Annotated in this window: 16 protein-coding genes; 3 read left to right on the top strand and 13 right to left on the bottom strand. The window is 72.6% G+C overall.

All coding sequences use genetic code 11. The features are described 5' to 3' along the window. Positions 1–34 precede the first annotated feature (34 nt). Positions 35–742, top strand: a complete 708-nt coding sequence (locus tag KAG51_RS11585; RefSeq protein ID WP_290583817.1) for a GAF and ANTAR domain-containing protein — start codon at positions 35–37, stop codon at positions 740–742. On the opposite strand, the gene KAG51_RS11590 is transcribed toward KAG51_RS11585, so the two are convergent. From KAG51_RS11590 to treZ, 9 genes are all read right to left on the bottom strand, one after another. After that, complete coding sequence (locus tag KAG51_RS11590) at positions 730–1545, bottom strand: NAD-dependent epimerase/dehydratase family protein (protein ID WP_290583819.1); 816 nt, start codon at positions 1543–1545, stop codon at positions 730–732. The genes KAG51_RS11585 and KAG51_RS11590 overlap by 13 nt on opposite strands. A 228-nt stretch (positions 1546–1773) precedes the next feature. After that, entirely contained in the window at positions 1774–3702 is a 1929-nt protein-coding gene (glgB, locus tag KAG51_RS11595; RefSeq protein WP_290583821.1) for a 1,4-alpha-glucan branching protein GlgB, read from the bottom strand. Between the two features lie 5 nt (positions 3703–3707). Next, positions 3708–5144 (bottom strand): aminoglycoside phosphotransferase, encoded by a 1437-nt coding sequence (locus KAG51_RS11600; RefSeq protein ID WP_290583823.1) that lies wholly within the window; start codon positions 5142–5144, stop codon positions 3708–3710. Further along, positions 5141–6976, bottom strand: coding sequence for a maltose alpha-D-glucosyltransferase (gene treS / locus KAG51_RS11605; protein WP_290583825.1), 1836 nt, complete (start codon positions 6974–6976; stop codon positions 5141–5143). The genes KAG51_RS11600 and treS overlap by 4 nt, the downstream gene beginning before the upstream one ends. Beyond that, on the bottom strand, positions 6973–8973 hold the full coding sequence (locus tag KAG51_RS11610; protein ID WP_290583827.1) for a maltotransferase domain-containing protein: 2001 nt from the start codon (positions 8971–8973) through the stop codon (positions 6973–6975). The genes treS and KAG51_RS11610 overlap by 4 nt, the downstream gene beginning before the upstream one ends. 110 nt (positions 8974–9083) lie before the next feature. Further along, positions 9084–9764, bottom strand: a complete 681-nt coding sequence (locus tag KAG51_RS11615) for an alpha/beta fold hydrolase (RefSeq protein ID WP_290583829.1) — start codon at positions 9762–9764, stop codon at positions 9084–9086. A gap of 156 nt (positions 9765–9920) precedes the next feature. Then, positions 9921–12047 carry a glycogen debranching protein GlgX gene (gene glgX / locus KAG51_RS11620; protein ID WP_290583830.1) on the bottom strand — a complete coding sequence of 709 codons (2127 nt, stop codon included), beginning with the start codon at positions 12045–12047 and terminating at the stop codon, positions 9921–9923. Positions 12048–12096: 49 nt separating this feature from the next. Continuing rightward, positions 12097–12237: a hypothetical protein gene (locus KAG51_RS11625; protein ID WP_290583831.1), complete on the bottom strand. Its 141-nt coding sequence runs from the start codon at positions 12235–12237 to the stop codon at positions 12097–12099. Positions 12238–12242: 5 nt separating this feature from the next. Continuing rightward, positions 12243–13919, bottom strand: a complete 1677-nt coding sequence (gene treZ, locus KAG51_RS11630; RefSeq protein WP_290583832.1) for a malto-oligosyltrehalose trehalohydrolase — start codon at positions 13917–13919, stop codon at positions 12243–12245. A gap of 157 nt (positions 13920–14076) precedes the next feature. Between treZ and KAG51_RS11635 the strand changes: the two genes are divergently transcribed. Beyond that, positions 14077–14319, top strand: a complete 243-nt coding sequence (locus KAG51_RS11635; protein ID WP_290583833.1) for a hypothetical protein — start codon at positions 14077–14079, stop codon at positions 14317–14319. A 3-nt stretch (positions 14320–14322) separates the two neighbouring features. On the opposite strand, the gene KAG51_RS11640 is transcribed toward KAG51_RS11635, so the two are convergent. The 4 genes from KAG51_RS11640 to malQ form a co-directional block, all read right to left on the bottom strand. Further along, on the bottom strand, positions 14323–15327 hold the full coding sequence (locus KAG51_RS11640) for an aldo/keto reductase family protein (RefSeq protein WP_290583834.1): 1005 nt from the start codon (positions 15325–15327) through the stop codon (positions 14323–14325). Positions 15328–15521: 194 nt separating this feature from the next. Beyond that, on the bottom strand, positions 15522–17831 hold the full coding sequence (treY, locus tag KAG51_RS11645; RefSeq protein ID WP_290583835.1) for a malto-oligosyltrehalose synthase: 2310 nt from the start codon (positions 17829–17831) through the stop codon (positions 15522–15524). Further along, a complete protein-coding gene (gene glgX, locus KAG51_RS11650) occupies positions 17828–19954 on the bottom strand; it encodes a glycogen debranching protein GlgX (protein WP_290583836.1) in 2127 nt (708 codons plus the stop codon). Before glgX (KAG51_RS11650) ends, treY begins: the two co-directional genes overlap by 4 nt. A gap of 26 nt (positions 19955–19980) precedes the next feature. Then, the gene (gene malQ / locus KAG51_RS11655; RefSeq protein WP_290583837.1) at positions 19981–22002 is read right to left on the bottom strand and encodes a 4-alpha-glucanotransferase; all 2022 of its coding nucleotides are present in this window, start codon (positions 22000–22002) and stop codon (positions 19981–19983) included. 249 nt (positions 22003–22251) lie between these two features. Here malQ and KAG51_RS11660 point away from each other — a divergent pair, with 249 nt between their 5' ends. After that, a complete protein-coding gene (locus KAG51_RS11660; protein WP_290583937.1) occupies positions 22252–23130 on the top strand; it encodes an aldo/keto reductase in 879 nt (292 codons plus the stop codon). The last annotated feature ends 94 nt before the right edge of the window (positions 23131–23224 follow it).

The raw sequence follows: 23224 nt of genomic DNA on the forward strand, positions 1-23224 counted from the left end.
CAACGTCCCTGGGCATCACACCTAGGAGGCCCCCGTGGACGTCGCCAAGACCCTCGCCGAGATGGCGATCGAGCTCGAGCAGGCGGGTGATCCCGACACCGTCCTGGACCAGGTGAGCCACTACGCGCGCCTGGTGCTGGGCGCCGACGACGCCGGAGTCCTGCGCACCCACTCGCGGTCGAGCATCGAGACCCCGGCGGCCACGTCCGACGTCGTCCACCGCGCCCACCGGCTGCAGGCCGAGCTCGACGAGGGGCCGTGCCTGGACGCGATCGAGGGCCGCGCCACCTACGTCGCCAACGACGTCCGGGCCGACCCGCGCTGGCCCCAGTGGGGTCCGGCCGCCGCCGACATCGGCGTGCTCAGTGCGGTCGGCGTGCGCCTGGCGACCCGCGACCGTGGGTACGGATCGCTCAACATCTACGCCCGCCGGGTCGACGCGTTCACCGACCGCGACGCCGAGGTGGCCGAGATGCTGGCCGCTCACGCCACGGCCGCCTTCGCGGCGGCCCACGAGGCCCAGGGACTGCGGACGGCGCTCGACTCGCGGTCGATCATCGGGCAGGCGCAGGGCATCCTGATGCAGAAGTTCGACATCGACTCCGGTGCGGCCTTCGAGTTCCTCAAGCGGGTCTCGCAGCACGAGAACCAGAAGCTCGTGAACCTGGCCGAGGCGATCGTCGTGCAGCGCGACGCGAACGCGCGTCCGGCGAAGCCCGGCGAGGCGAGTCAGACGACGTAGCCCTCGCGGTAGGTCGGGAAGGTGGGGCGCCACCCGCTTGCGCGGAGCCGGGCGTTCGACAACCGCTTGCCGTGGCCCCGGTCCGGGTCGGCGGCCTCCGGGGGCGCCACGTCGAGCTGGGCCGCGACATGCGCCGCGACGTCGCCCAGCAGGGCCGGCTCGTCGTCGGTGCCGACGTACAGCGGCTCCGGTGGTTCCTCGCGCGTCAGCAGGTGCACGACCGCGGCCGCGGCGTCGTCGCGGTGGATGCGGTTGGTCCATCGGTGCGGGTCGTCGACCCGGCCCTCGCGCACCTGCGTGACGATCCGGCCCGACTCGCCGCGGTAGAGGCCGGAGAGGCGCAGCACCGTGCCGCCGGGGACCCGTCCGGCGAACAGCTCCTCGGCCTCCAGGAGCATGCGGGCGGGGCCGTCGGCCGGTACCGCCGGCGAGGCCTCGTCGAGGACCGGATCGGGGTCGGGGTGTCCGTAGACGCCGGTCGAGGAGACCAGCACGGCCCGGCGGGGGGTCTGGCCGGCCGCAGCGAGGGAGTCGAGCGCCCGAGCCAGGCCGTCGACGTACGTCGCGCGGTACGCCTCCTCGGTGCGGGGGCGGGTCGTGAGGGCCACGACGAGCAGGTCGACGTCGACCCCGGTGAGGTCAGGGCCCTCGACCGTCAGGTCGGCACTGACGCCCCGCATCGGAGACGGCACGAGGTCGCCGCGGCGCCGCACCGCCGTGACGCCGTGGCCGAGTGCGGCGAGCCGGTGGCCGACGGCGGACCCGAGGTCACCGGCTCCGATCAGCAGCGCGTTCGAGCTCATGCTGCGAGGCTAGCCCGCCACTCCGCACCCCCAGGCGCCTCCGGCCCCGGCGGTGAGTGTTCCACCTCCAGAAGCCACCTGCCTGAGTGGGCGGTGAGTGTTCCACCGCACGAGCGCTCAGACGGTGGAAGACTCACCGCCCCGTCGGCGGCCGTCATCGCTGGGTGGAAGACTCACCGCCCCGTCGGCGGCCGTCATCACCGGGTGGAACACTCACCGCCCCGGCGGTCAGCTCGCGCGGCGCCGGCCGGTGGAGGGACCGACCTCGTCCGGCACGAGCCACAGCACCCCGGACGGCGGGAGCTGCACGAGCGCCGAGGCCGGCTGACCGTGCCACGGCGTGCCCTCGGCCTCCACCGCCCCGAGGTTGCCCACGCCCGAGCCGCCGTAGAGGCCGGCGTCGGTGTTGAGCACCTCGCGCCACGCGCCGGCGAGGGGCAGGCCCACCCGGTAGTCGTGGTGCGGGCTGCCGGAGAAGTTGGCGAGACAGGCCAGGCGCGAGCCGTCGCGCCCGATGCGCAGGAAGCAGACGACGTTGCCCTGCGTGTCGGAGGCGTCGATCCACGCGAATCCCTCCGGCACGGTGTCGGCCGAGTAGAGCGCCGGTGCGTCGCGGTAGATCGCGTTGAGGTCCGACACGAGCGTCTGCACACCGCCGTGCAGGGGGTCGGCGACCTGGTCCCAGTCGAGCGAGCGCGACTCGGCCCACTCACCCTCCTGGGCGAACTCGCCACCCATGAAGAGCATCTTCTTGCCGGGGTGCGCCCACATGAACGCCAGCAGCGCGCGCACGCCGGCGGCCTTGTTCCAGTCGTCGCCGGGCATCCGGCCCCACAACGAGCCCTTGCCGTGCACGACCTCGTCGTGCGAGAGCGGCAGCACGAAGTTCTCGGTGAACGCGTAGTCGATCGCGAACGTCATCTCGCCGTGGTGGTACGAGCGGTGCACGGGATCGTTGCCCAGATAGGACAGCGTGTCGTGCATCCAGCCCATGTTCCACTTGAACCCGAAGCCCAGCCCGCCGCTCTCGGTGGGTCGGCTGACGCCGGGCCACGCGGTCGACTCCTCGGCCACCATGACGACGCCGGGATGGCGCTTGTAGACCGTCGCGTTGAGCTCCTGCAGCAGCTGGACGGCCTCGAGGTTCTCGCGACCGCCGTGCCGGTTGGGCTCCCACTCCCCGTCGTTCCGGGAGTAGTCGAGGTAGAGCATCGAGGCGACCGCGTCGACGCGCAGCCCGTCGAGGTGGAACTCCTCGAGCCAGTACAGCGCGTTGGCCACGAGGAAGTTGCGCACCTGCGGGTGACCGAAGTCGAACACGTAGGTGCCCCAGTCGGGCTGCTCGCCGCGCCGGGGGTCGGGGTGCTCGTAGAGCGCGGAGCCGTCGAAACGGGCCAGGGCCCACTCGTCCTTCGGGAAGTGGGCCGGCACCCAGTCGACGATGACGCCGAACCCGCGCTGGTGGAGGTGGTCGACGAACCAGCGGAAGTCGTCGGGACTGCCGAACCGGGAGGTGGGGGCGTAGTACGACGTGACCTGGTAGCCCCAGGAGCCGCCGAACGGGTGCTCGGCCACCGGCATCAGCTCGACGTGGGTGAAGCCCGTGGCCTCGAGGTGGTCGGCCAGTGCCTCGGCCAGCTCGCGGTAGTCCAGGCCCTGGCGCCAGGACCCCAGGTGGACCTCGTAGATGCTCAGGGGGGCGTCGAGCCAGGTCGTGGCGTCGCGCTTCTCGACCCACGCGGCGTCCTCCCACGTGTGCGCCGGATCGACCACGACCGAGGCCGTCGCGGGCGGCAGCTCGGTGCCGAAGGCCATCGGGTCGGCCTTCTCGTGCCACGAGCCGTCGCTGCCCTGGATCCGGAACTTGTAGCGCTCGCCGGCGCCGATGCCGGGCACGAACGTCGCCCACACGCCCGGGCCGCCGACCGGACGCAGCGCGTGGGCGCTGCCGTCCCAGCCGTTGAAGTCGCCCACGACCTGCACCGCCTGGGCGTGCGGCGCCCAGACGGCGAAGGACGTGCCGGTCTGCTCCCCGGTGCGGTGGACGTGGGCGCCGAGCGCCTCCCACAGCCGCTCGTGGCGGCCCTCGGCGAACAGGTGCAGGTCGAGCTCGCCGATCGTGGGCGCGCCCGGCGTTGCCGGATGGGTGTCGGCCACGGTGATCAGCTTCCCTCGGTCGTGAGTCGTCGGATGGAGGCCAGGGGCACGAGCAGCCAGTCGGGCCGGTTGGCGTGCTCGTAGGCGACCTCGTAGACCGCCTTGTCCAGCTCGAACGCCCGCAGCAGGACGTCCTGGTCACGGGGGTCGCGCCCGCTCGCCTTGGCGTAGCCGTCGCAGAACGCGGCCCGGTTGTGCTCGGCCCAGGCGGCGGCCCGCGCGGCCTGGGCGTCGTCGTCGGGCTGCCCCACGAGGAGCTGCTGCGCGGCGTAGTCGAACGAGCGCAGCATGCCGGCGACGTCGCGCAACGGAGAGCGGAGCGACGCACGCTCGACGACGCTCGCGGCCGGCTCGCCCTCGAAGTCGAGCAGGAGCCAGCCCTGCAGCGTGCGCAGCACCTGCCCCAGGTGCAGGTCGCCGTGCACGGACTGCGCCGTGACGGGAGCGGGGACGTCGGCGACGGCGCGGAACGCCGCCACCAGGGGGTCGGTGTGCTCGGCGAGCTCCGGCACCTCGCCGACGACCCGCTCGAGGCGTTCGAGCATCGCGTCGACGGTCTCGGCCAGCTCGTCGCGGCCCGCCTCGCGCGTGCCGAGCGCCTCGGCCAGGTCGGCGTGGACGTCGGCCACGGCCTTGCCCAGGCGGTAGGCCTCGCCGGAGAAGTCGCCACCGAGCTCGCCCGGCGGCAGACCGGACGGGTCCGCCATGAAGTCGCGCACGCTCGTGGTGGCCATGACCCAGCCGTCGGCCGCGTCGGGCATGAACCGTTGCAGCATGCCGAACGTGACCGGCTCGCCGTCCAGCTCGCCCGAGATCGAGCCGAGCGGATCGGCGATGTGGTCCGAGCCGACCTCGCGCAGCGCCCGGTGCAGCACCAGGTCCTTGTTGGTGCCGGGGGTCAGCCGGCGGAAGAGCTTGAGGATGTACTGGCCGCCGAAGACGATCGAGGTGTTGCTCTGCTCGGTGCTGATCGGGTGGCCGCGCAGGCCGGTCTCCAGCTCGGCGCCCGGCTCGGTCGTGAACGCCAGCGCGTCGACGCTCGCGCCCTCGGCCAGGAGGTCGAGCAGGTGGCAGGTCAGGTCGGCGTCGCCGGAGGCCTCGTACACCGCCGGTCCGTCGGCGAGCGGGATCGAGGCCGTCGCCGGAACGTCGGGCACCTGGTCGTCGCGGTGGCCGATCAGCAGCTGGTACGGCTCGCGACGGTCACCCTGCTCGACCTCGACCACGAGGTGCAGCAGCAGGACGTCGTGACCCGCGGACGGCCCCATCGGCAGCTCGGTCGCGGCGAGCGGGCGCACCGCGGTGATCTCGCGGTCCTTGCCGCCGAACCAGCGCTGCGTGGGCAGCCACGTGGGCAGGGCCGCGGCGATCTGCGCCACGAGGTCGTCCTGGGGACCGGTCGGGTCTGCCCGGTGCGAGCCCGGGGTGATGTCTGACGTCATGCCATGCTCCTGCGTTCGCCATCGTCCTCGGTCTCGGTCAGCTCGAACCAGTAGAAGCCGTGCCCCGGTAGGGTCAGCAGGTACGGCAGCTCACCGACCCGCGGGAACCGCACGCGTCCGGTGAGCTCGACGGGTGTGCGTCCCTCGTGCTCGGCCAGGTTCAGCTCGACCGGCTGCGGGAACCGCGACAGGTTGTTGACGCACAGCACGACGTCGAGCTCGCCGTCGGGGCCGACCATCCGCCGCTCGTAGGCCAGGATGCTCGGGTTCGAGCCCCCCAGGTCGATGAACTCGCCCTCGGCGAAGGCGGGATGCTCCTTGCGGACCGCGATCATCTGCCGGGTCCAGTTCAGCAACGACGCGGCGCTGCCCTGCTGGGCCTCGACGTTGATCGCCTCGTAGCCGTACGTGGCGTCCATGATCGGTGGCAGGTACACCCGGCCCGGATCGGAGCGCGAAAAGCCCGCGTTGCGGTCGGGCGACCACTGCATCGGCGTGCGCACCGCATCGCGGTCGCCCAGCCAGATGTTGTCGCCCATGCCGATCTCGTCGCCGTAGTAGAGCACCGGCGAGCCCGGCAGGCTCAGCAGCATCGCGGTGAACAGCTCGAGCTGGTTGCGGTCGTTCTCCAGCAGCGGAGCCAGGCGCCGGCGGATGCCGATGTTGGCCTTCATCCGCGGGTCCTTGGCGTACTCGCGGTACATGTAGTCGCGCTCGTCGTCGGTGACCATCTCGAGCGTCAGCTCGTCGTGGTTGCGCAGGAAGATGCCCCACTGCGTGCCGTCGGGGATCGGCGGGGTCTGCGCCAGGATCTCCGAGATCGGGAAGCGGGACTCGCGGCGCACCGCCATGAAGATGCGCGGCATGAGCGGGAAGTGGAACGCCATGTGGCACTCGTCGCCGCCGACGGCCGGGTCGCCGAAGTACTCCACGACGTCGGCGGGCCACTGGTTCGCCTCGGCGAGCAGCACCCGGCCCGGGAACTCGCGGTCGATCGTGGCGCGCACCTCGCGCAGGTACTCGTGCGTGCGGGGGAGGTTCTCGCAGTTCGTGCCCTCCTCCTCGAACAGGTACGGCACGGCGTCGAGCCGGAAGCCGTCGATGCCGAGGTCGAGCCAGAAGCGCAGCACGTCGAGCATCGCCTCGCGCACGGCCGGGTTCTCGAAGTTGAGGTCGGGCTGGTGGCTGAAGAAGCGGTGCCAGAAGAACTGCCCGCGCACGGGGTCGTAGGTCCAGTTCGACGACTCGGTGTCGACGAAGATGATGCGCGCGTCGCTGTAGGCGGAGTCGTCGTCGGACCACACGTAGAAGTCGCCGTACGGCCCGTCGGGGTCCTGGCGGGAGGCCTGGAACCACGGGTGGGCGTCGGAGGTGTGGTTGAGGACCAGGTCGGTGATGACCCGGATGCCGCGGCTGTGCGCCTGCTCCAGCAGGTGCACGAAGTCGTCGACCGTTCCGAACTCGGGCAGCACGGCGCGGAAGTCGCTGATGTCGTACCCGCCGTCGCGCAGCGGGGACGCGTAGAACGGGGGCAGCCAGAGGCAGTCGACGCCGAGCCACTCGAGGTAGTCGAGCTTGTCGGCCAGGCCGCGCAGGTCGCCCGTGCCGTCGCCGTCGGAGTCGGCGAAGGCCCGCACCAGGACCTCGTAGAACACCGCGCGCTTGAACCACTCCGGATCGCTCGGGGCCTGCTCGGCGTGGGCGAAGTCGTCGGCCTGCGGCTCGACGAACGTGCCGTCGGCCTCGACCGCCTCGCCCGTGTGCGGGGTGTCGTCGAGTCCCTCCAGGGCGGCGTCGGGGGCGGTGTCCAGGTCGGGCTGGTCGTCACTCATGCGAGCGGCTCCTCGAGGTCAGGGGCGGAACGTCGGCTCAGGGCCACGACGTGGGCGCAGGCCCGCGTCGGATCGAGCCGGACGTAGTTGTGGGGGCCCCAGGTGTAGGTCTCGCCGGTCACCTCGTCGTGCGCCGTGAGCTGCTCGTCGGGACCGAACCCGAGGGCGGCCAGGTCGAGCGTGAGCGTGCCCTCGCGGGTCTCGTGGGGGTCGAGCGACACCACGACGACGACCGTGTCGTCCGTGGCGGGATCCTGCTTGGAGTAGGCGATCAGGGCGTCGTGGTCGACGTGGTGGAAGTGCAGCGTGCGCATCTGCTGCAGGGCCGGGTGCGCGCGGCGGATCTCGTTGAGCCGGGTCAGCCACGGCTCCAGGGAGCGCCCCTGTGCCAGCGCGGTCGCGAAGTCGCGCGGGCGCAGCTGGTACTTCTCGGAGTCGAGGTACTCCTCGCTCCCGGGCCGCACCGCCTCGTGCTCGAAGAGCTCGTACCCGGCGTAGACGCCCCACGTGGGCGACAGCGTCGCGGCGAGCGCGGCCCGCAGGGCGAACATGCCCGGGCCGCCGACCTGCAGGTGCTCGGGGAGGATGTCCGGGGTGTTGACGAACAGGTTGCCACGGCCCTCGTCCCAGTGCTCGCGCAGGTCCTCGCCGAACTCGGTGAGCTCCTCCTTGGTCGTGCGCCAGGTGAAGTACGTGTAGCTCTGCGTGAAGCCGAGCCGCGCGAGCCCCCACAGCCGGGCCGGGCGGGTGAACGCCTCGGCGAGGAACAGGACGTCGGGGTGGTCGGCCTTGACGTCGGCGATCAGCCGGGCCCAGAAGCTCGGGGGCTTGGTGTGCGGGTTGTCGACGCGGAAGATGCGGATGCCGCGCTCGACCCAGTGCAGCGTGATGCGCAGCATCTCGGCCTGGGCCGATGCCGGGTCGTTGTCGAAGTTGATCGGGTAGATGTCCTGGTACTTCTTGGGCGGGTTCTCGGCGTACGCGATCGAGCCGTCGGGCAACGTCGTGAACAGCTCGGGGTGCTCGGTGACCCACGGGTGGTCGGGCGCCGCCTGCAGGGCCAGGTCGAGGGCGACCTCGAGCCCGAGCTCGTCGGCGTGCGCGACGAACGCGCGGAAGTCGGCGTCGGTGCCGAGGTCGGGGTGGATCGCGTCGTGACCGCCCGCGGCGGACCCGATGGCCCACGGGGAGCCGGGGTCGCCCGGTCCGGGGGTCAGGGTGTTGTTGGGGCCCTTGCGGTTGACCTCGCCGATGGGGTGGATCGGCGGCAGGTAGACGACGTCGAACTGCATCGCCGCGGCCCGCTCGAGCTCGGTGCGGGCGGTGGCGAACGTGCCGTGCACCGGCCGGCCCTGCGCGTCGACCCCGCCGGTGGAGCGGGGGAAGAACTCGTACCAGGAGCCGTAGGCGGCCCGCTGGCGGTCGACCCAGAGCTGCCGGGTCACGCCCTTCGTGACGAGCTCGCGGACGGGGTGATCGTGCATCACGGCGCGCACCTCGGCGCCGAGTGCCGGGCCCACCCGGGCGCCCAGGGGAAGGTCGGCGTCGCGCAGCGCGTCCGCGGCACCCTGGAGCGCGGGTCGCTCGGCGTGTCGGTCGCGCCGGGCCGCGACGCTCTCGAGGAGGCGGGCTGCGAGCTCCAGGTCGTTGGCGAGCTCGGCGGGCGCCTGACCGGCGGCGAGCTTGGCCTCGATCGCGTGGGTCGTGGTGGCCCACGGGTCGCTCCAGGCGTCGACGCGGAAGGTCCACAGCCCGGGCGCGTCGGGCACGATGGTCGCCCCGAACCGGTCCAGGCCGCTGCCGATCTCGCTCGTCCGGGTGGACCGGTCGCGCGTCTCGCCCGGTCCGCGCCAGGCCACGGTGGCCGCGACCGCGTCGTGCCCCTCGCGCCAGACGGTGGCGACGACGGGCACGTGCTCCCCGACGACCGCTTTGGCCGGGTAGGTGGCGTCGCCGGAGACCGGTCTGACGTCGTCGATGCCGATGCGTGCGGTCATGGTCGAGCCTCCCCGTTCGTCGATGTCGTCGTTCGGTGGTGTGCGTCGTGCCGTCCCTCGGTGTCGAACGTACCGAGAGACCGGGGGCGGCGCGATCCGGCGCCGCTGTGTCAGAGCTGCAGCGGCGCGCGGGCGGCCAGGACCTGGCGGACCAGGTCGGACGGCTCGCGGTCGTCGAGCAGGCACGAGGCCGTGAACTCCGCGGCGAGCCGCTCGAACGTCCGGCCCCGGCGCAGCATCGCGTGCTTGCCGCCCGCGACGCGGACGTAGGACAGGTCGGCGGTCCGGGCGACGTTCTGGGCGGCGGCCTCGGACTTCGCAGGGATCGCGACGCGGTCGTCGGTGCCGTGCGCGATCAGCACGCGTCGCCCGGAGAGGTCGAGGTCGCCGTCGGTGGGGTAGACCCAGGGGTTGAGCGCCACGACGCTGCGCACGTCGGCGCGGTCACCGGCGAGCAGCGCGGCCCGGCCCCCGAGGGAGTGGCCCACGAGGCCGATCGGCAGACCGGCGGGCATGCGCTCCTGCAGCTGGGTGATCGCCCAGTCGACATCGTCGACCGGGGTGTGGCGCGTGTCCCAGCCGCGGGTGGAGTTGAGCAGCCGGTAGACGGCGAGTCGCCTCCGACCACTGCGGCCGACGCGCTTCGCGATCGGCACCATGCGCAGCACCGAGAGCTGGGTCGGGCTCACCGCCGGGTCGTCCTCGCGACTGGCGCCGCCGTGCAGCACGAGCACCGTGGCCTCCGGGTTCGCGGGCTCGGCGACGGGGATCAGGCGCGGGGAGTGGCTCACACCCCCAGTGTTGCCTGGCCTCCGCAACCCGGCCCTCCGCCGAAACCGTGACGCCTGCCCCAGCTTTGCGCCGAGATGTGCATTTCGCACGGCGGCCGGCTGCACATCTCGGCGCAAATCTGGCGCCGAGGCGGGAACGGGCTCGCCGGCCCTCCGTCAGTCCTCGCGGGGGGCCTTGAGGAGCAGCAGCGACCGGGGGCCGAGGGTCAGGGCGCTGCCGGCGGGCAGGGGCGCCTCCCACGCGGGCTCCCCGTCGGGGGCGTTCGTGTCGAGCGTCGGCCGGAACGTGGCGCCGAACTCGGGGCCGGGCAGGGCGATCTCGACCGGTTCGGCGCCCGCGTGCAGCAGCAGCAGCCACGAGTGGTCGGCGACGAGCTCGCCCTCACGGGTGCGGGACTGGCTGTTGGAGCCGTCGATCCACATGCCGAGCGTCTGCCGGTGCTCGTCGAGCCAGTCGGGCTCGGTCATCTCCTGGCCGTCGGGCCGGAGCCAGATCAGGTCGGGGCGCCCCGTCGGCGTGGTGCGGCCGTCGAAGAACTGCGCCTGGCGCAGGGCCGGGCTCTTGGCGCGCAGGTGGACCACGCGCCGCGCGAAGGCCAGCATCGCCTCCGCCTCGGCGGTGTCGCTCCAGTCGACCCACGTCGTGGGGTCGTCGAGGCAGTAGGCGTTGTTGTTGCCACCCTGGGTGCGCCAGCGCTCGTCGCCCGCGACGAACATCGGCGTGCCGGTCGAGAGCAGCAGCGTCGCGAACAGGTTGCGGGCCTGGCGCGCCCGGAGCTCGCGGACCTCGGCGTCGTCGGTCTCGCCCTCGACGCCGTGGTTCCACGAGCGGTTGTCGTCGGTGCCGTCGCGGTTCTCCTCGCCGTTGGCCTCGTTGTGCTTGTGGTCGTAGGACACGAGGTCGCGCAGCGTGAAGCCGTCGTGCGCCGTGACGAAGTTGATCGACTGCCACGGCCGGCGCAGCGAGTGGTCGTAGAGGTCCGAGGAGCCCGACAGGCGGTACGCGAGGTCGTCGACGCCCCCGGAGTGCCCGCGCCAGAAGTCGCGCACGGTGTCGCGGTAGATGCCGTTCCACTCGGCCCACTGGGCGCCGAAGTCGCCGACCTTGTACCCCTCGCCGGTCGCGTCCCACGGCTCGGCGATGAGCTTGCAGCGCGCGAGCACGGGATCGGTCGCGATGGCCGTGAGCAGGGCGGCGTCACGGTCGAAGGTGCCGCCGCGCGGGCGTCCCATCGTGCTGGCCAGGTCGAAGCGGAACCCGTCGACGCCCAGCTCGGTGGCCCAGTAGCGAAGCGAGTCGGTCACGAGGCGGATCACGGTGGGCGAGGACGCCTCGAGGGTGTTGCCGCAGCCGGTGATGTCGGCCATGTGGCCGTCCTCGTCGTGCAGGTAGTAGGCGGGGGCCTCGTAACCGCGAAAGCTCAGGGTCGGGCCGTCCGGGCCGCCCTCGCACGTGTGGTTGTAGACGACGTCGACCAGCACCTCGATGCCCGCGGCGTGCAGCGCGGCGACCATCGTGCGGAACTCCTCGACCTCGCGACCCGGCTCGGTGGCGTAGCCCGCGTGCGGGGCGAAGTAGCCGAGCGGGGAGTAGCCCCAGTAGTTGTGGCGGCCGTCGCGGATCAGGGAGGGCTCGTCGCTGAAGGCGTGGACCGGGAGCAGCTCGACCGCCGTGACGCCGAGGCGCAGGAGGTGCTCGATGACGGCAGGGTGGGCCAGGCCCAGGTACGTGCCGCGCAGCTGCTCGGGCACGTCAGGGTGCTGGGCCGTGAGCCCCTTGACGTGCAGCTCGTAGACGACGGTCTCCTCGAACGGCACCTCCGGCTTCGTGCCGGTGTCCGGTCCGCCGGGGCTCGTGACGACGCTGAGCGGGACCGAGCCGAGCGAGTCGGCCGTGGACATCTCCACCCCCTCGGGTCCGTCGGCGTAGCCCAGCGCCGCGTCGAGATCGGTCAGCGAACCGCTGATGCGCCGGGCGTAGGGGTCGACCAGGATCTTGTGCGGATTGCAGCGCAGGCCGGTCTTGGGCTCGTACGGGCCGTGGACGCGGAAGCCGTACTTCTGGCCCGGCAGCACGCCCGGGACGAGGCCGTGCCACACCCCGAAGGTCCGCTCGGTCAGCTCGACGCGGCGCTCGGAGCCGTCGTCGTCGACCAGGCAGAGCTCGACCCGCTCGGCGACCGAGCTCGCCACGGCGAACCGGACGCCACCCGCCTCAGGATGGGCGCCGAGGGGGAACGGCCGCCCGGCGAGGACCTGGGTGTCGTGCGTGGGGGTGACCATCGCCCCAGTCTGTCAGGCGAGGCGCCCCGGCCGCGGCGCTCAGGCGGCGTCAGGCGTAGGGGCCGGTGAACGGCGCGGGCGCGTCCGGGTCGTCGGGCTCGGACTCGGTGCCCGGGTCCGTGGTCTTGTGCTTGGGGTCGTCGTCGGGGTCCTCGGAGATCCGTGGGTCCTCCTGCGGGATGTCGGTCATGCTCGTCAGTCTGTCCCGGGCGGCCAGGCCTCGCGCGCCGAGAACGACCAGACGGTCTCGGCGCCGCGGCGCACCTGGACCGACTCGGCGTCGCGGTCGACGTGGATCGCGAACGGGCCGCGGTGCAGCGTGAGGCGGGGGCCGTCGTGCTCGACACCGACGTCGGCCAGCGACGCGTCGCGCAGCTCGGCGTGCTGCCGGCGCAGGGCCACGAGCGCGCGATAGGCCTCCAGCACCTCGCGGTGGCCGGGTGCCTCCGTCTCGTCCCAGCGCAGCGTCGAGCGCTCGAGCGTCGCGCCGTCCATCGGATCGGGCACGTCGGACTCGCCCCACCCGTGCCGGCCGAACTCGCGCCGCCGGCCCGCGCGGACCGCGTCGGCGAGCTCGGGGTCGGGGAACGAGGCGAAGAACTGCCAGGGCGTGCTCGCGGCCCACTCCTCGCCCATGAACAGCATGGGTGTGAAGGGTCCGAGCAGCACCAGCGCCGCTCCACACACCTGACGTCCCGGGGAGGCCGCGGCGGAGAGCCGGTCGCCCGTGGCGCGGTTGCCGACCTGGTCGTGGTCCTGCACGTACGTCACGAACGCGGTGCCCGGGATCGAGGCGGTGTCGACGGGGCGTCCGTGACTCCGCTCGCGAAATGACGACCACGTGCCGTCGTGGAAGAACGCTCCGCGCAGGGTCTTCGCCACGGCGTCGGGCGCGGCGAAGTCGGCGTAGTAGCCGGAGGTCTCGCCGGTCAGCCACACGTGCAGCGCGTGGTGGACGTCGTCGGCCCACTGCGCGTCCATCCCGAGGCCGTGCTCGTCCCGGGGCGTGACGGTGCGGGGATCGTTGAGGTCGGACTCGGCCACGAGCGACAGCGGCCGGCCGAGGCGTTCGGCGAGCTCGGCGGTCTGCGCTGCGAGCGCCTCCAGCAGGGTCAGCGCCCGGGTGTCGCGCAGCGCGTGCACGGCGTCGAGGCGCAGGGCGTCGACGTGGAAGTGCTCGAACCAGTCGTGCGCGTTGTCGAGCACGTAGCGGCGCACCTCGTCCGACTGCGGGCCGTCGAGGTTCAGACCCGCACCCCAGTCGGTCGTGCCGGCGAAGTAGGGCCCGAACCGGTCAAGGTACGCCCCCGAGGGTCCGAGGTGGTTGTAGACGACGTCGAGCACGACGCCGAGCCCGCGGGCGTGGCACGCGTCGACGAACCGCTTGAACCCGTCGGGCCCGCCGTACGGTTCGTGGACCGCGCCCCAGAGGACGCCGTCGTAGCCCCACCCGTGTGATCCGTCGAAGGCGTTGACCGGGAGCACCTCGACGAGGTCGACGCCGAGGTCGACGAGATGGTCGAGCCGCTCGATCGCGCTGTCGAACGTGCGGCCCGGCGTGAAGGTGCCGAGGTGCAGCTCGTAGACCAGCGACCCCCGCAGCGGCCTGCCCGCCCAGGTGGCGTCGGTCCAGGCGAAGCGGTCGTGGTCGACGGCGCGGGAGGCCGCGTGCACGCCGTGCGGCTGCCACCGAGAGCGGGGGTCCGGCAGGGGCGTCTCGTCGTCGTCCAGCAGGAACGCGTAGTCGGTGCCGTGGTCGACGTGCAGGTCCGCCGCCCACCATCCGCCGGCGTCGCGGGTGAGCTCGTGTTCGTCGTCGGCGACCCGCGCCCGGACACGATCCAGGTCAGGTCCCCACACGCGGATCTCCATGCCTCGAGGCTAGGTCTCGGCGGGTTTCGCCGCGCTCCGAGCGGGTACCGCTGGACGTGACAGAGGTCACGTGAGGTCGATGGTGCGATTCGGGTCTCGCCAGGGGATCCTGACGCTGTCGGTGGTCGGTGACCGCGGATCTCGGGACGGGGGAACGATGCAGGAGACGAAGAGGATCGGTCTGGAGCTGTGGGTCGGTCTGTGGGCCATCGCCGGTCTGACGGCCCTGTGCCTGGCCGTGGTGGGTGCCGGGTGGCACCACCTGCTGATCAGCCTGGTGGCCTTCGCGCTGGCCTACGCGCCGCTGCGGATCGGTGAGGAGATCCGCCGGCGACGCGCCGCCGGCGACGAGGACGGCCCGGCGACGTCATCGAGTCGCGACGTCGACCAGGTCGCCTGAGCCTCAAACCACGCGCGCCTCGGGCGACCGCGTCTTGCCCGGGTCGGTCTCGGGAATGTCGCCGAGGGCCTCGTCGACCGCCCGCAGCACGTCCGCCTCGAGCCTGAGGCCGGCAGCCTCGGCATTGGACTCGACCTGCTCGGGCCGCGAGGCGCCCACGATCGCGCCCGCGACGTTGTCGTTGGCCAGGACCCACGCGACGGCCAGCTGGGCCTGCGTGACCCCGAGGTCGTCGGCGATCGGCTTCAGGCGCTGCACCGCGGTCAGCGTCTCGTCGGTCAGGAAGCGCTTGATCATGTCGGCGCCGCCCTTCTCGTCGGTCGCGCGGCTGCCGGCCGGGGGCTCGGCGCCGGGCTGGTACTTGCCCGAGAGCACGCCCTGCGCGATCGGCGACCACACGATCTGCGAGATCCCCAGCTCGCGCGACGTCGGCACGACCTCGTCCTCGATGACCCGCCACAGCATCGAGTACTGCGGCTGGCTCGAGATCAGCTGGATCCCGAGGTCCTGCGCCAGCGCGTGACCCGCGCGGATCTGGGCGGCGGTCCACTCGCTGACGCCGATGTAGAGCGCCTTGCCCTGGCGGACGACGTCGGCGAAGGCCTGCATCGTCTCCTCCAACGGCGTCTCCACGTCGTAGCGGTGGGCCTGGTAGAGGTCGACGTAGTCGGTACCCAGGCGGCGCAGCGATCCGTCGATCGACTCCAGGATGTGCTTGCGGGACAGGCCGGTGTCGTTGGGCCCGCCGGGTCCGGTCGGCCAGTAGACCTTGGTGAAGATCTCGAGGGAGGCGCGACGCTCCCCCTGCAGGGCCTGGCCCAGCACCGACTCCGCCTTGCCGTTCGCGTACACGTCGGCCGTGTCGAACGTCGTGATCCCGGCGTCGAGCGCCGCGCGCACGCAGGCGAGGGCCGCGTCGTTCTCGACCTGGGACCCGTGGGTCAGCCAGTTGCCGTAGATGATCTCGCTGACCTTGAGGCCGCTGTTGCCGAGGTACCTGAACTCCATGGCTCGAGCCTAGGTCCGCAGACCGAACCCGCACGGTGGGCGGTGAGTCTTGCGCCGAATTCGCGCGGTGGGCGGTGAGTCTTGCGCCGAACCCGGGGGCGGGCGGTGAGTCTTGCGCCGAGTTCGGCTCGGATTTGGCGCCTAGCTCACCGCCCGCTCGTGGTTCGGCGCGTAGCTCACCGCCCGGGGGCGGGTCAGGTGCGGAGGAGGAGGGCGACGGGGTAGGTCGCGAGGAGGTCGGCGACGAGCTGGGGGCCGCCGGCGTGCTGGGCGCCGGTCAGGAGGTCCGTCCACGCGCCCGGGTCCAGGCTCAACCCCGCGTCGTCACCGAGGTCGAGCACCGTGCCGTCCCACCCGGCCGGTCGGCGCTCGAGCCCGACCGGCAGCCGGGTCGCGACCACCACGAGGTCGCGGTGGCGGGTGAACGCCACGACGTGGTCGGCGGCCGACCCGTCGGCGAGGAGCGGCCGGTAGCCCTCGAACAGCTCGGGTCGCTCGCGGCGCAGGCCGAGCACGCGATGGGTGAGGAGCAGCTTGGCCGCCCCCGACGCATCCACCGGCGGGACCCAGCCTCCGGCCACGCGCGACAGCAGGTCGTGGCGAGCCGCGAAGTCGACCTCGCGCCGGTTGTCGGGGTCGACGAGCGAGAGGTCCCACAGCTCGGTGCCCTGGTAGACGTCGGGCACGCCCGGGCCCGCGAGCTGCAGCAGCTTCTGCGACAGCGCCGTGACCCAGCCAGCGGCCTCGAGGCGAGCGACGAAGGACTCGACCTCGTCGCCCACCGTGGCCCGCACCTGCGCCGGCCACGCGCGCACGGCGTCCTCGAACGCGTCGTCGGTCTCGGTCCAGGTCGTGCGCAGCTTCGACTCGCGCGCGGCCTTGAGCAGGTAGTCGATCAGGCGCTCGTCGGAGATGGGCCAGGCGGCGACCAGCGTCTGCCAGGCCAGGAGGTCGAGCGAGGGTTCGTCGATCCCGGCCTGCGCCGACCACCGCTCGACGGCCTCGGCGAGCTCGTCGGCCACCTCGGCGAGCGCGAGCGTGCGGGCGCGGGTGTCCTCGGAGCGCTTGGTGTCGTGGGTCGTGAGCGTCGTCATCGTGGCCGGGCGGTCACGGTCGCGGGCGGCAGCGAGCTCGTGGAACCGGTCGGGGTCGACGCCCCACACGTCGGGCGAGCCACCGACCTCGGTCAGGGCTGCGAAGCGGGTGTACCGGTAGAACGTCGTGTCCTCGGTGCCCTTGGCCACGACCATCCCGGACGTCTGCTGGATCCGGGTCGCGAGCTCGCCGTGCGGGTCGGCCCTGACCTGGTCGTCCAGGGCGCGCAGGGCCGGGGCCAGGTCGGGGCGGCGGGTCAGCGCGCGATCGATCGCCTGGGCCCAGTCGCCCTCGCCCTGGGGCAGGTAGGAGCGGTAGACGCCGAACGCGATCATCGTCTCGGCCACCGCCGTGCGGGCCGGCTCGGGGGCGACCTCGTCGAGCAGCGCCGCGATGCGGTGCACCTCGGCGACGAGGATGCGATCGGTGACCATGCGTCGTGCCTGCTCCTCGACCGCTGCGTAGTCGGTGGGCACGCCCCGACGCTCGGCGAGCGCGGTGATCGGCGCCTCGCCGGCCGGGTCGAGCAGCACGCCAGCCACCTCGCGCAGCGCGTCGTAGCCGGTCGTGCCCTCGACGGGCCAGCTCGGCGGCAGTGCCTCGCCGGGGTGCAGGATCTTCTCGACCACGATCCAGGCCTCGGGAGCCGCCTCGCGCAGGCGCTGCGCGTAGCCGCCGGGATCGGCCAGGCCGTCGGGATGGTCGACGCGCAGACCGGTGACCTCGCCGGCCTCGACCCAGCGCAGCACCTCGCGGTGCGCGTCGTCGAACACCGCCGGGTCCTCGACGCGGATCGCGGCGAGCGAGGTGATGTCGAAGAAGCGGCGGTAGCCGAGCTCGGCATTGCCCCGCCGCCAGCCCACGAGCTCGTAGTGCTGCCGGTCGTGCACCTCCTGGGCGGTGCCCCCACCGGTACCGGGGGCGATCGGGAAGCGGTGGTCGTAGAAGGCCAGCGTGTCGCCGTCGACCCGCAGCTCCGCCACGTCGGCGTCGTCGCCGAGCACCGGCAGCAGCAGGCGGCCGCGCGACCAGTCGATGTCGAAGTGGCGCGCGTACGGCGACGTCTGCCCGTCGCGCAGCACCGACCACCACCACGGGTTGGCGCCCGGCACCTCGACCGACATGTGGTTGGGCACGATGTCGACCACGACGCCCAGCCCGAGCTCGCGCGCCTCGCGCATCAGCGCGGCGCGCTCCGGCTCACCGCCCAGCTCGGGCCGCGCGAGGGACGGATCGGTCACGTCGTAGCCGTGGGTCGAGCCGGGTGTGGCGTCGAGCACGGGCGACAGGTAGACCGCCCCGACGCCGAGGTCGCGCAGGTACGGCAGCAGCGCTCGCGCCTCGGCGAAGCCGAACCCCGGCCGCAGCTGCAGCCGGTAGGTCGAGGACGGAACCCCGGGTGCGGTCACGAGTCCACCCGCTGCAGCACCACGAGGGATCGACCCACGACGTCGAGCGTCTGTCCCGCCAGCAGGGCCTCGGCGCCCGCCGGCTCGACGACCCCCTCGGCCGTGTCGACCACGACCCGCCACCGATCGCCGTACTCGCCGTCGGGCAGCGTGAACGTGATCGGTTCGTGGTAGGCGTTGAACGCCAGCAGGAACGAGTCGTCGGTGATCCGCTCGCCCCGCTCGTCACGCTCGGCGATCGCGTCGCCGTTGAGGAACACCGTGACCGAGCGACCGAAGTCGTCGCCCCAGCTCTGCTCGGTCATCTCTTCCGCTGTCGGCGTGAACCAGGCGATGTCGGGCCTGCCGCCGTCGCGCCGCACAGGCCGCCCGGAGAAGAACCGGCGCCGGCGGAACACCGCGTGCCGGCGACGCAGGCGAGTCAGGGCCGCCGTGAACCGCAGCAGATCGGCCTCGTCGTCGGCCAGGCTCCAGTCGACCCACGCGACCTCGTTGTCCTGGCAGTACACGTTGTTGTTGCCGCCCTGGGTGCGTCCCAGCTCGTCGCCGTGCAGCAGCATCGGCACCCCCTGCGACAGCAGCATGGTCGCCAGGAAGTTGCGACGCTGCCGCTCGCGCAGGGCACGGATCTCGGCGTCGTCGGTCTCGCCCTCCGTGCCGTGGTTCCACGAACGGTTGTCGTCGGCACCGTCGCGGCCGTCCTCGCCGTTGGCCTCGTTGTGCTTCTCGTCGTACGACACCAGGTCGTTCAGCGTGAAGCCGTCGTGGGCGGTGACGAAGTTGATCGAGGCGTAGGGGCGGCGGCCGTCGTCCTGGTAGAGGTCGGACGACCCGGTGATGCGCGAGGCGAACTCCCCGAGCGTCGCGGGCTCCCCGCGCCAGAAGTCGCGCACGGTGTCGCGGTACAGCCCGTTCCACTCGGTCCACAGCGGCGGGAAGTTGCCGACCTGGTAGCCGCCGGGGCCGACGTCCCACGGCTCGGCGATGAGCTTGACCTGGCTGACCACCGGGTCCTGCTGCACGAGCTCGAAGAACGTCGCGAGCTTGTCGACGTCGTAGAACTCGCGCGCGAGCGTGGCGGCGAGGTCGAAGCGGAAGCCGTCGACGTGCATCTCGGTGACCCAGTACCGCAGCGAGTCCATGATGAGCTGCAGCGTGTGCGGGTGGCGCACGTTGAGCGAGTTCCCGGTGCCGGTGTAGTCCATGTAGTACTGCGGGTCGTCCTCGACCATGCGGTAGTAGGCACAGTTGTCGATGCCGCGCATCGAGAGCGTCGGCCCGAGGTGGTTGCCCTCCGCGGTGTGGTTGTAGACGACGTCGAGGATGACCTCGATGCCCGCGGTGTGCAGGGCCCGCACCATGCCCTTGAACTCCTGCACCTGGCGCCCCGGACGCGAGGCGTACGCGTCGTGCGGCGCGAAGAAGCCGATCGTGTTGTAGCCCCAGTAGTTCGTGAGGTCCTTCTCCACGAGGTAGTGGTCGGTCAAGAACTGGTGCACCGGCAGCAGCTCGATCGCCGTGACGCCGAGCTCGCGCAGGTGCTCGACGATCGCCGGGTGGGCGATCCCGGCGTAGGTGCCGCGCAGCTGCTCCGGGACGTCGGGGTGGGTCATCGTGAGGCCCTTGACGTGGGCCTCGTAGATCACGGTCTCGTGGTACGGCCTGCGCGGCAGACGGTCGTTGCCCCAGTCGAAGTACGGGTTAGTGACGAGCGAGAACGGCACGTGCCCGGCCGAGTCGTCGTCGTTGCGCGCCTCGGACTCGTCCATGTCGTAGGCGAACAGGGAGGGGTCCCAGTCGACCTGGCCGCTGAAGGCCTTCGCGTAGGGGTCGATCAGGAGCTTGGCCGGATTGCAGCGCAGGCCCTGCTCCGGGTCCCACGGCCCGTGCACGCGGTAGCCGTAGCGCTGGCCCGGGGCGATGCCGTCCAGGAAGCCGTGGTGGACGAATCCGTCGACCTCCTCCAGGCGCACGCGCGTCTCGGTGCCGTGATCGTCGAACAGGCACAGCTCGACCTTCTCGGCGATCTCCGAGAACAGGGCGAAGTTGGTGCCCGTGCCGTCGTACGTGGCGCCGAGCGGGTAGGGCGTTCCGGGCCACGCGTGAAGGCGGGGTGGGTGCACGGTGGGGGTCTCCTCAGGGAGGCGGGTCACGTGGATGGGTCGGTGGGGGACGTACCCCGATGGGGAGGTCGCGCTTCGCGCTGTGTCGTCGCGGGTCGCGCTTCGCGCAGGGGGGCGATCGCGGCCGCGACCCGGGGATCGGTGAAGAAGTCCTCGAGCCGCACCGGCAGGGGGATCCGCCAGTTCGGGTACTCGTCGACCGTGCCGGGCAGGTTGGGCTGGTCGAGCTGGCCGACGGCGTCGGCGGGGGAGCTCAGCACCAGGCGGGAGGCGGCCGGGGCGATCACGGCGTGCAGGGCCACGACGAGGTCGTCGCCGGCGATCCCCTCGTCGCGCAGCAGGTCCAGGAGCGCGGCCCGGTCGGCGGCCGCCGTGGCGAGCGCGTCCGACAAGGACTCCTCGAGCAGGCCGAGCCGGTGCTGCACCCGGACCCGCTCGTCGGCGATCCAGCCGGCCACCGTGGGCAGGTCGTGCGTGCTGATGCTCGCCATCGTCTCGGGCTCCCACCGCTGCGGCGGGACGTGCGGCTGACCGGGCGCCTCCCAGTCGCGCTCGAACCAGAGCACGGCCGAGCTGAGGATGCCGCGCCGGTGCATCGTCTCGGTCACGACCTCCTCGACCGTGCCGAGGTCCTCGCCCACGACGATCGCGTCCTCGCGCGTGGCCTCGAGCAGGAGCGCGGCGAGCATGACGTCGGCGTCGTAGTGCACGTAGGTGCCGCGGTGAGCGGGCTCGCCCGGCGGGATCCACCACAGGCGCCACAGCCCCGCGACGTGGTCGACCCGGATGCCGTCGCCGTGGCGCAGCACGCTGCGGACGACGTCGCGAAAGGCCGCGTAGCCGGTCTCGGCGAGGCGGTCCGGGCGCCAGGGCGGCAGGCCCCAGTCCTGGCCGAGCGGGTTGAACGCGTCGGCGGGGCAGCCGACCCGGACGTCGGAGGCGAACACGTCCTGCTGGGCCCACGCGTCGGCCCCGCCCGGGTCGACCCCGACCGGCAGGTCGTGCACGAGGCCGACGGCCATGCCGGCGTCGTGGGCTGCGGCACGGGCGCCGTCGAGCTGCTCGCGGCAGAGCGCCTGCAGCCACAGGTGGAACGCGACGCGGTCGTCGAGCTCGTCGCCGGCGGCTGCGACGGCGGGCGAGGCGGGGTCGCGCAGCGGCTCGGGCCAGCGGCGCCAGTCGGACCCGTGCACCTCGGCGAGGGCCGACCAGATGGCGAAGGCGCGCAGGTCGTCGTCGGCCTCGGCCGGCACAGGACGTTCGGTCGTGTGCTCCCACAGCAGCTCGAGCGCGGTGCGCTTGGCGCGCCAGACGTCGTCGTGCTCGATCAGGGCGGTGGCGTTCGGCGGTGCGAGCCGCTCCACGGCGGCCCGGACCTCGCTCGATGCGTCACGGAACGCCGCGGTGTCCGCGACCCGGAGGTAGAGCGGACTCGCGAACCGGCGGCTGGCGGGGGAGTAGGGCGAGCGCTGCAGCGGGGTCGACGGCACGAACGCCTGCACGGGATTGACCAGCAGCACGCCGGCGCCCTGCTCGGTGCCCGCGCGGCGCGCGATCTGCGCGAGGTCGCCGTAGTCGCCCATGCCCCACGAGGCGTCCGACCGCAGGGAGTAGAGCTGCAGCATCCAGCCCCACGTGCGCGGCACGTCCGGCAGGCGCGCGGGGCCCACGACGACCGTGACGTCCCTGTCGTCGGTCGAGAGCCGGTGCCAGCCGAGCGGAAGGTCGGCCGGGAGCGCTCCGTCGACCTCGACGCCGCCGCCGTCCTCGAGGTGGAGCGTGCCCGCGATGCCCTCGCCCAGCTCGCGCCCGAGCCCTTGCGTCGCGGCGATCGTGCCGGGAAGTCGGCCGCTCGTGCGCTCGGCGGCCTCGATCGCGCGGGTGACCGCGGCGTCGCTCGTGGCGTCGACGCCGAGCTGGCCCAGCACCGCCACGACGATCTCGTCGTCGACCGTCACCGGCGTGCGGTCGGAGCCCTCGTAGCTCGTGGCCACCCCGTGGGCCGCCGCGAGGCGCGCGAGCGCGTCACGGTCCGGGGCGGGGGGCATGTCTCAAGCATCGGGGCCGGGCCAACCCGGCGCACCCCCGCACGCCGTGACGCGCGTCGCCCCACCGGCACGTGTTACGGAGTTCACTCCGTCACACGTGACTTCGCACGGGACATGTGCCGTGGGAAGTCACGAGCTCCCGTGCCCAGTGCCGACGGTTCCGGCCGGTGGCGCGTTCTTCGCGCAGCGCTAGCGTCGAGGGAGTTCTCCTGTTGGCTCCACGTCTCACGGAAGTCGGTATTCATGTCCCTGCCCCAACGCTCCCTCGGTGACGTCCAGGTCTCGGCGATCGGGCTGGGGGGCATGCCCATGTCGGTCGACGGACGGCCCGACGAGGACCGGTCGATCCGCACGATCCACGCCGCGCTCGACGCCGGGCTGACCCTGATCGACACCGCCGACGCCTACCACCGCGCGACGGCCGACGTGGGGCACGACGAGTCGGGTCACAACGAGCTCCTGATCGCGAAGGCGCTGCGGGCCTGGGGCGGCGACGCGAGCTCGGTCCTGGTCGCGACCAAGGGCGGACACACGCGCACCGCGTCCGGCGACTGGCCGCTCGACGGCAGTCCGGAGCACCTCCAGTGCGCCGCCAAGGCCTCGGCCCAACGGCTCGGCGTGGAGGCGATCGGGCTCTACCAGCACCACCGGCCCGACCCGGCCGTGCCGTACGAGGAGACGATCGGCGCCCTGCGAGACCTCCTCGACGAGGGCGTCATCCGCCAGGCGGGCATCTCCAATGCCGATCTCGACCAGATCCGGCTCGCGCACACCCTGCTCGACGGTCGACTCGCGTCGGTGCAGAACCAGTTCTCGCCCGCCTTCCGGTCCAGCCGCGCCGAGCTCGAGCTGTGCGCCGATCTGGGCGTCGCCTTCCTGCCGTGGAGCCCGCTCGGTGGCATCGGCAGCGCGGCCGAGCTGGGCGACCACTACGCCGAGAACGCCGCGATCGCCCACGAGCGCGGGGTCAGCCCCCAGCAGGTGGCGCTGGCCTGGGAGCTCGCACTGTCGCCCACCGTCATCCCGATCCCGGGGTCGTCGCGCCCCGAGAGCATCCTCGACTCGATCGCCGCCGCGCACCTCACGCTCACGCCCGACGAGATCGCGCGCCTCGACGCCGTGGCCTGAAGCCGGACTGCGCCGCCACCACTCCCGTGCGACGGTGGAGGGATCGTCCCGGACCCGTGAGCCGGGACGTTCCTGACCACCACACCGAACAGGG

Origin of the sequence: Aeromicrobium sp., from assembly GCF_023146395.1 — a bacterium.
In the GTDB taxonomy this organism is placed as follows: Bacteria; Actinomycetota; Actinomycetes; order Propionibacteriales; family Nocardioidaceae; genus Aeromicrobium.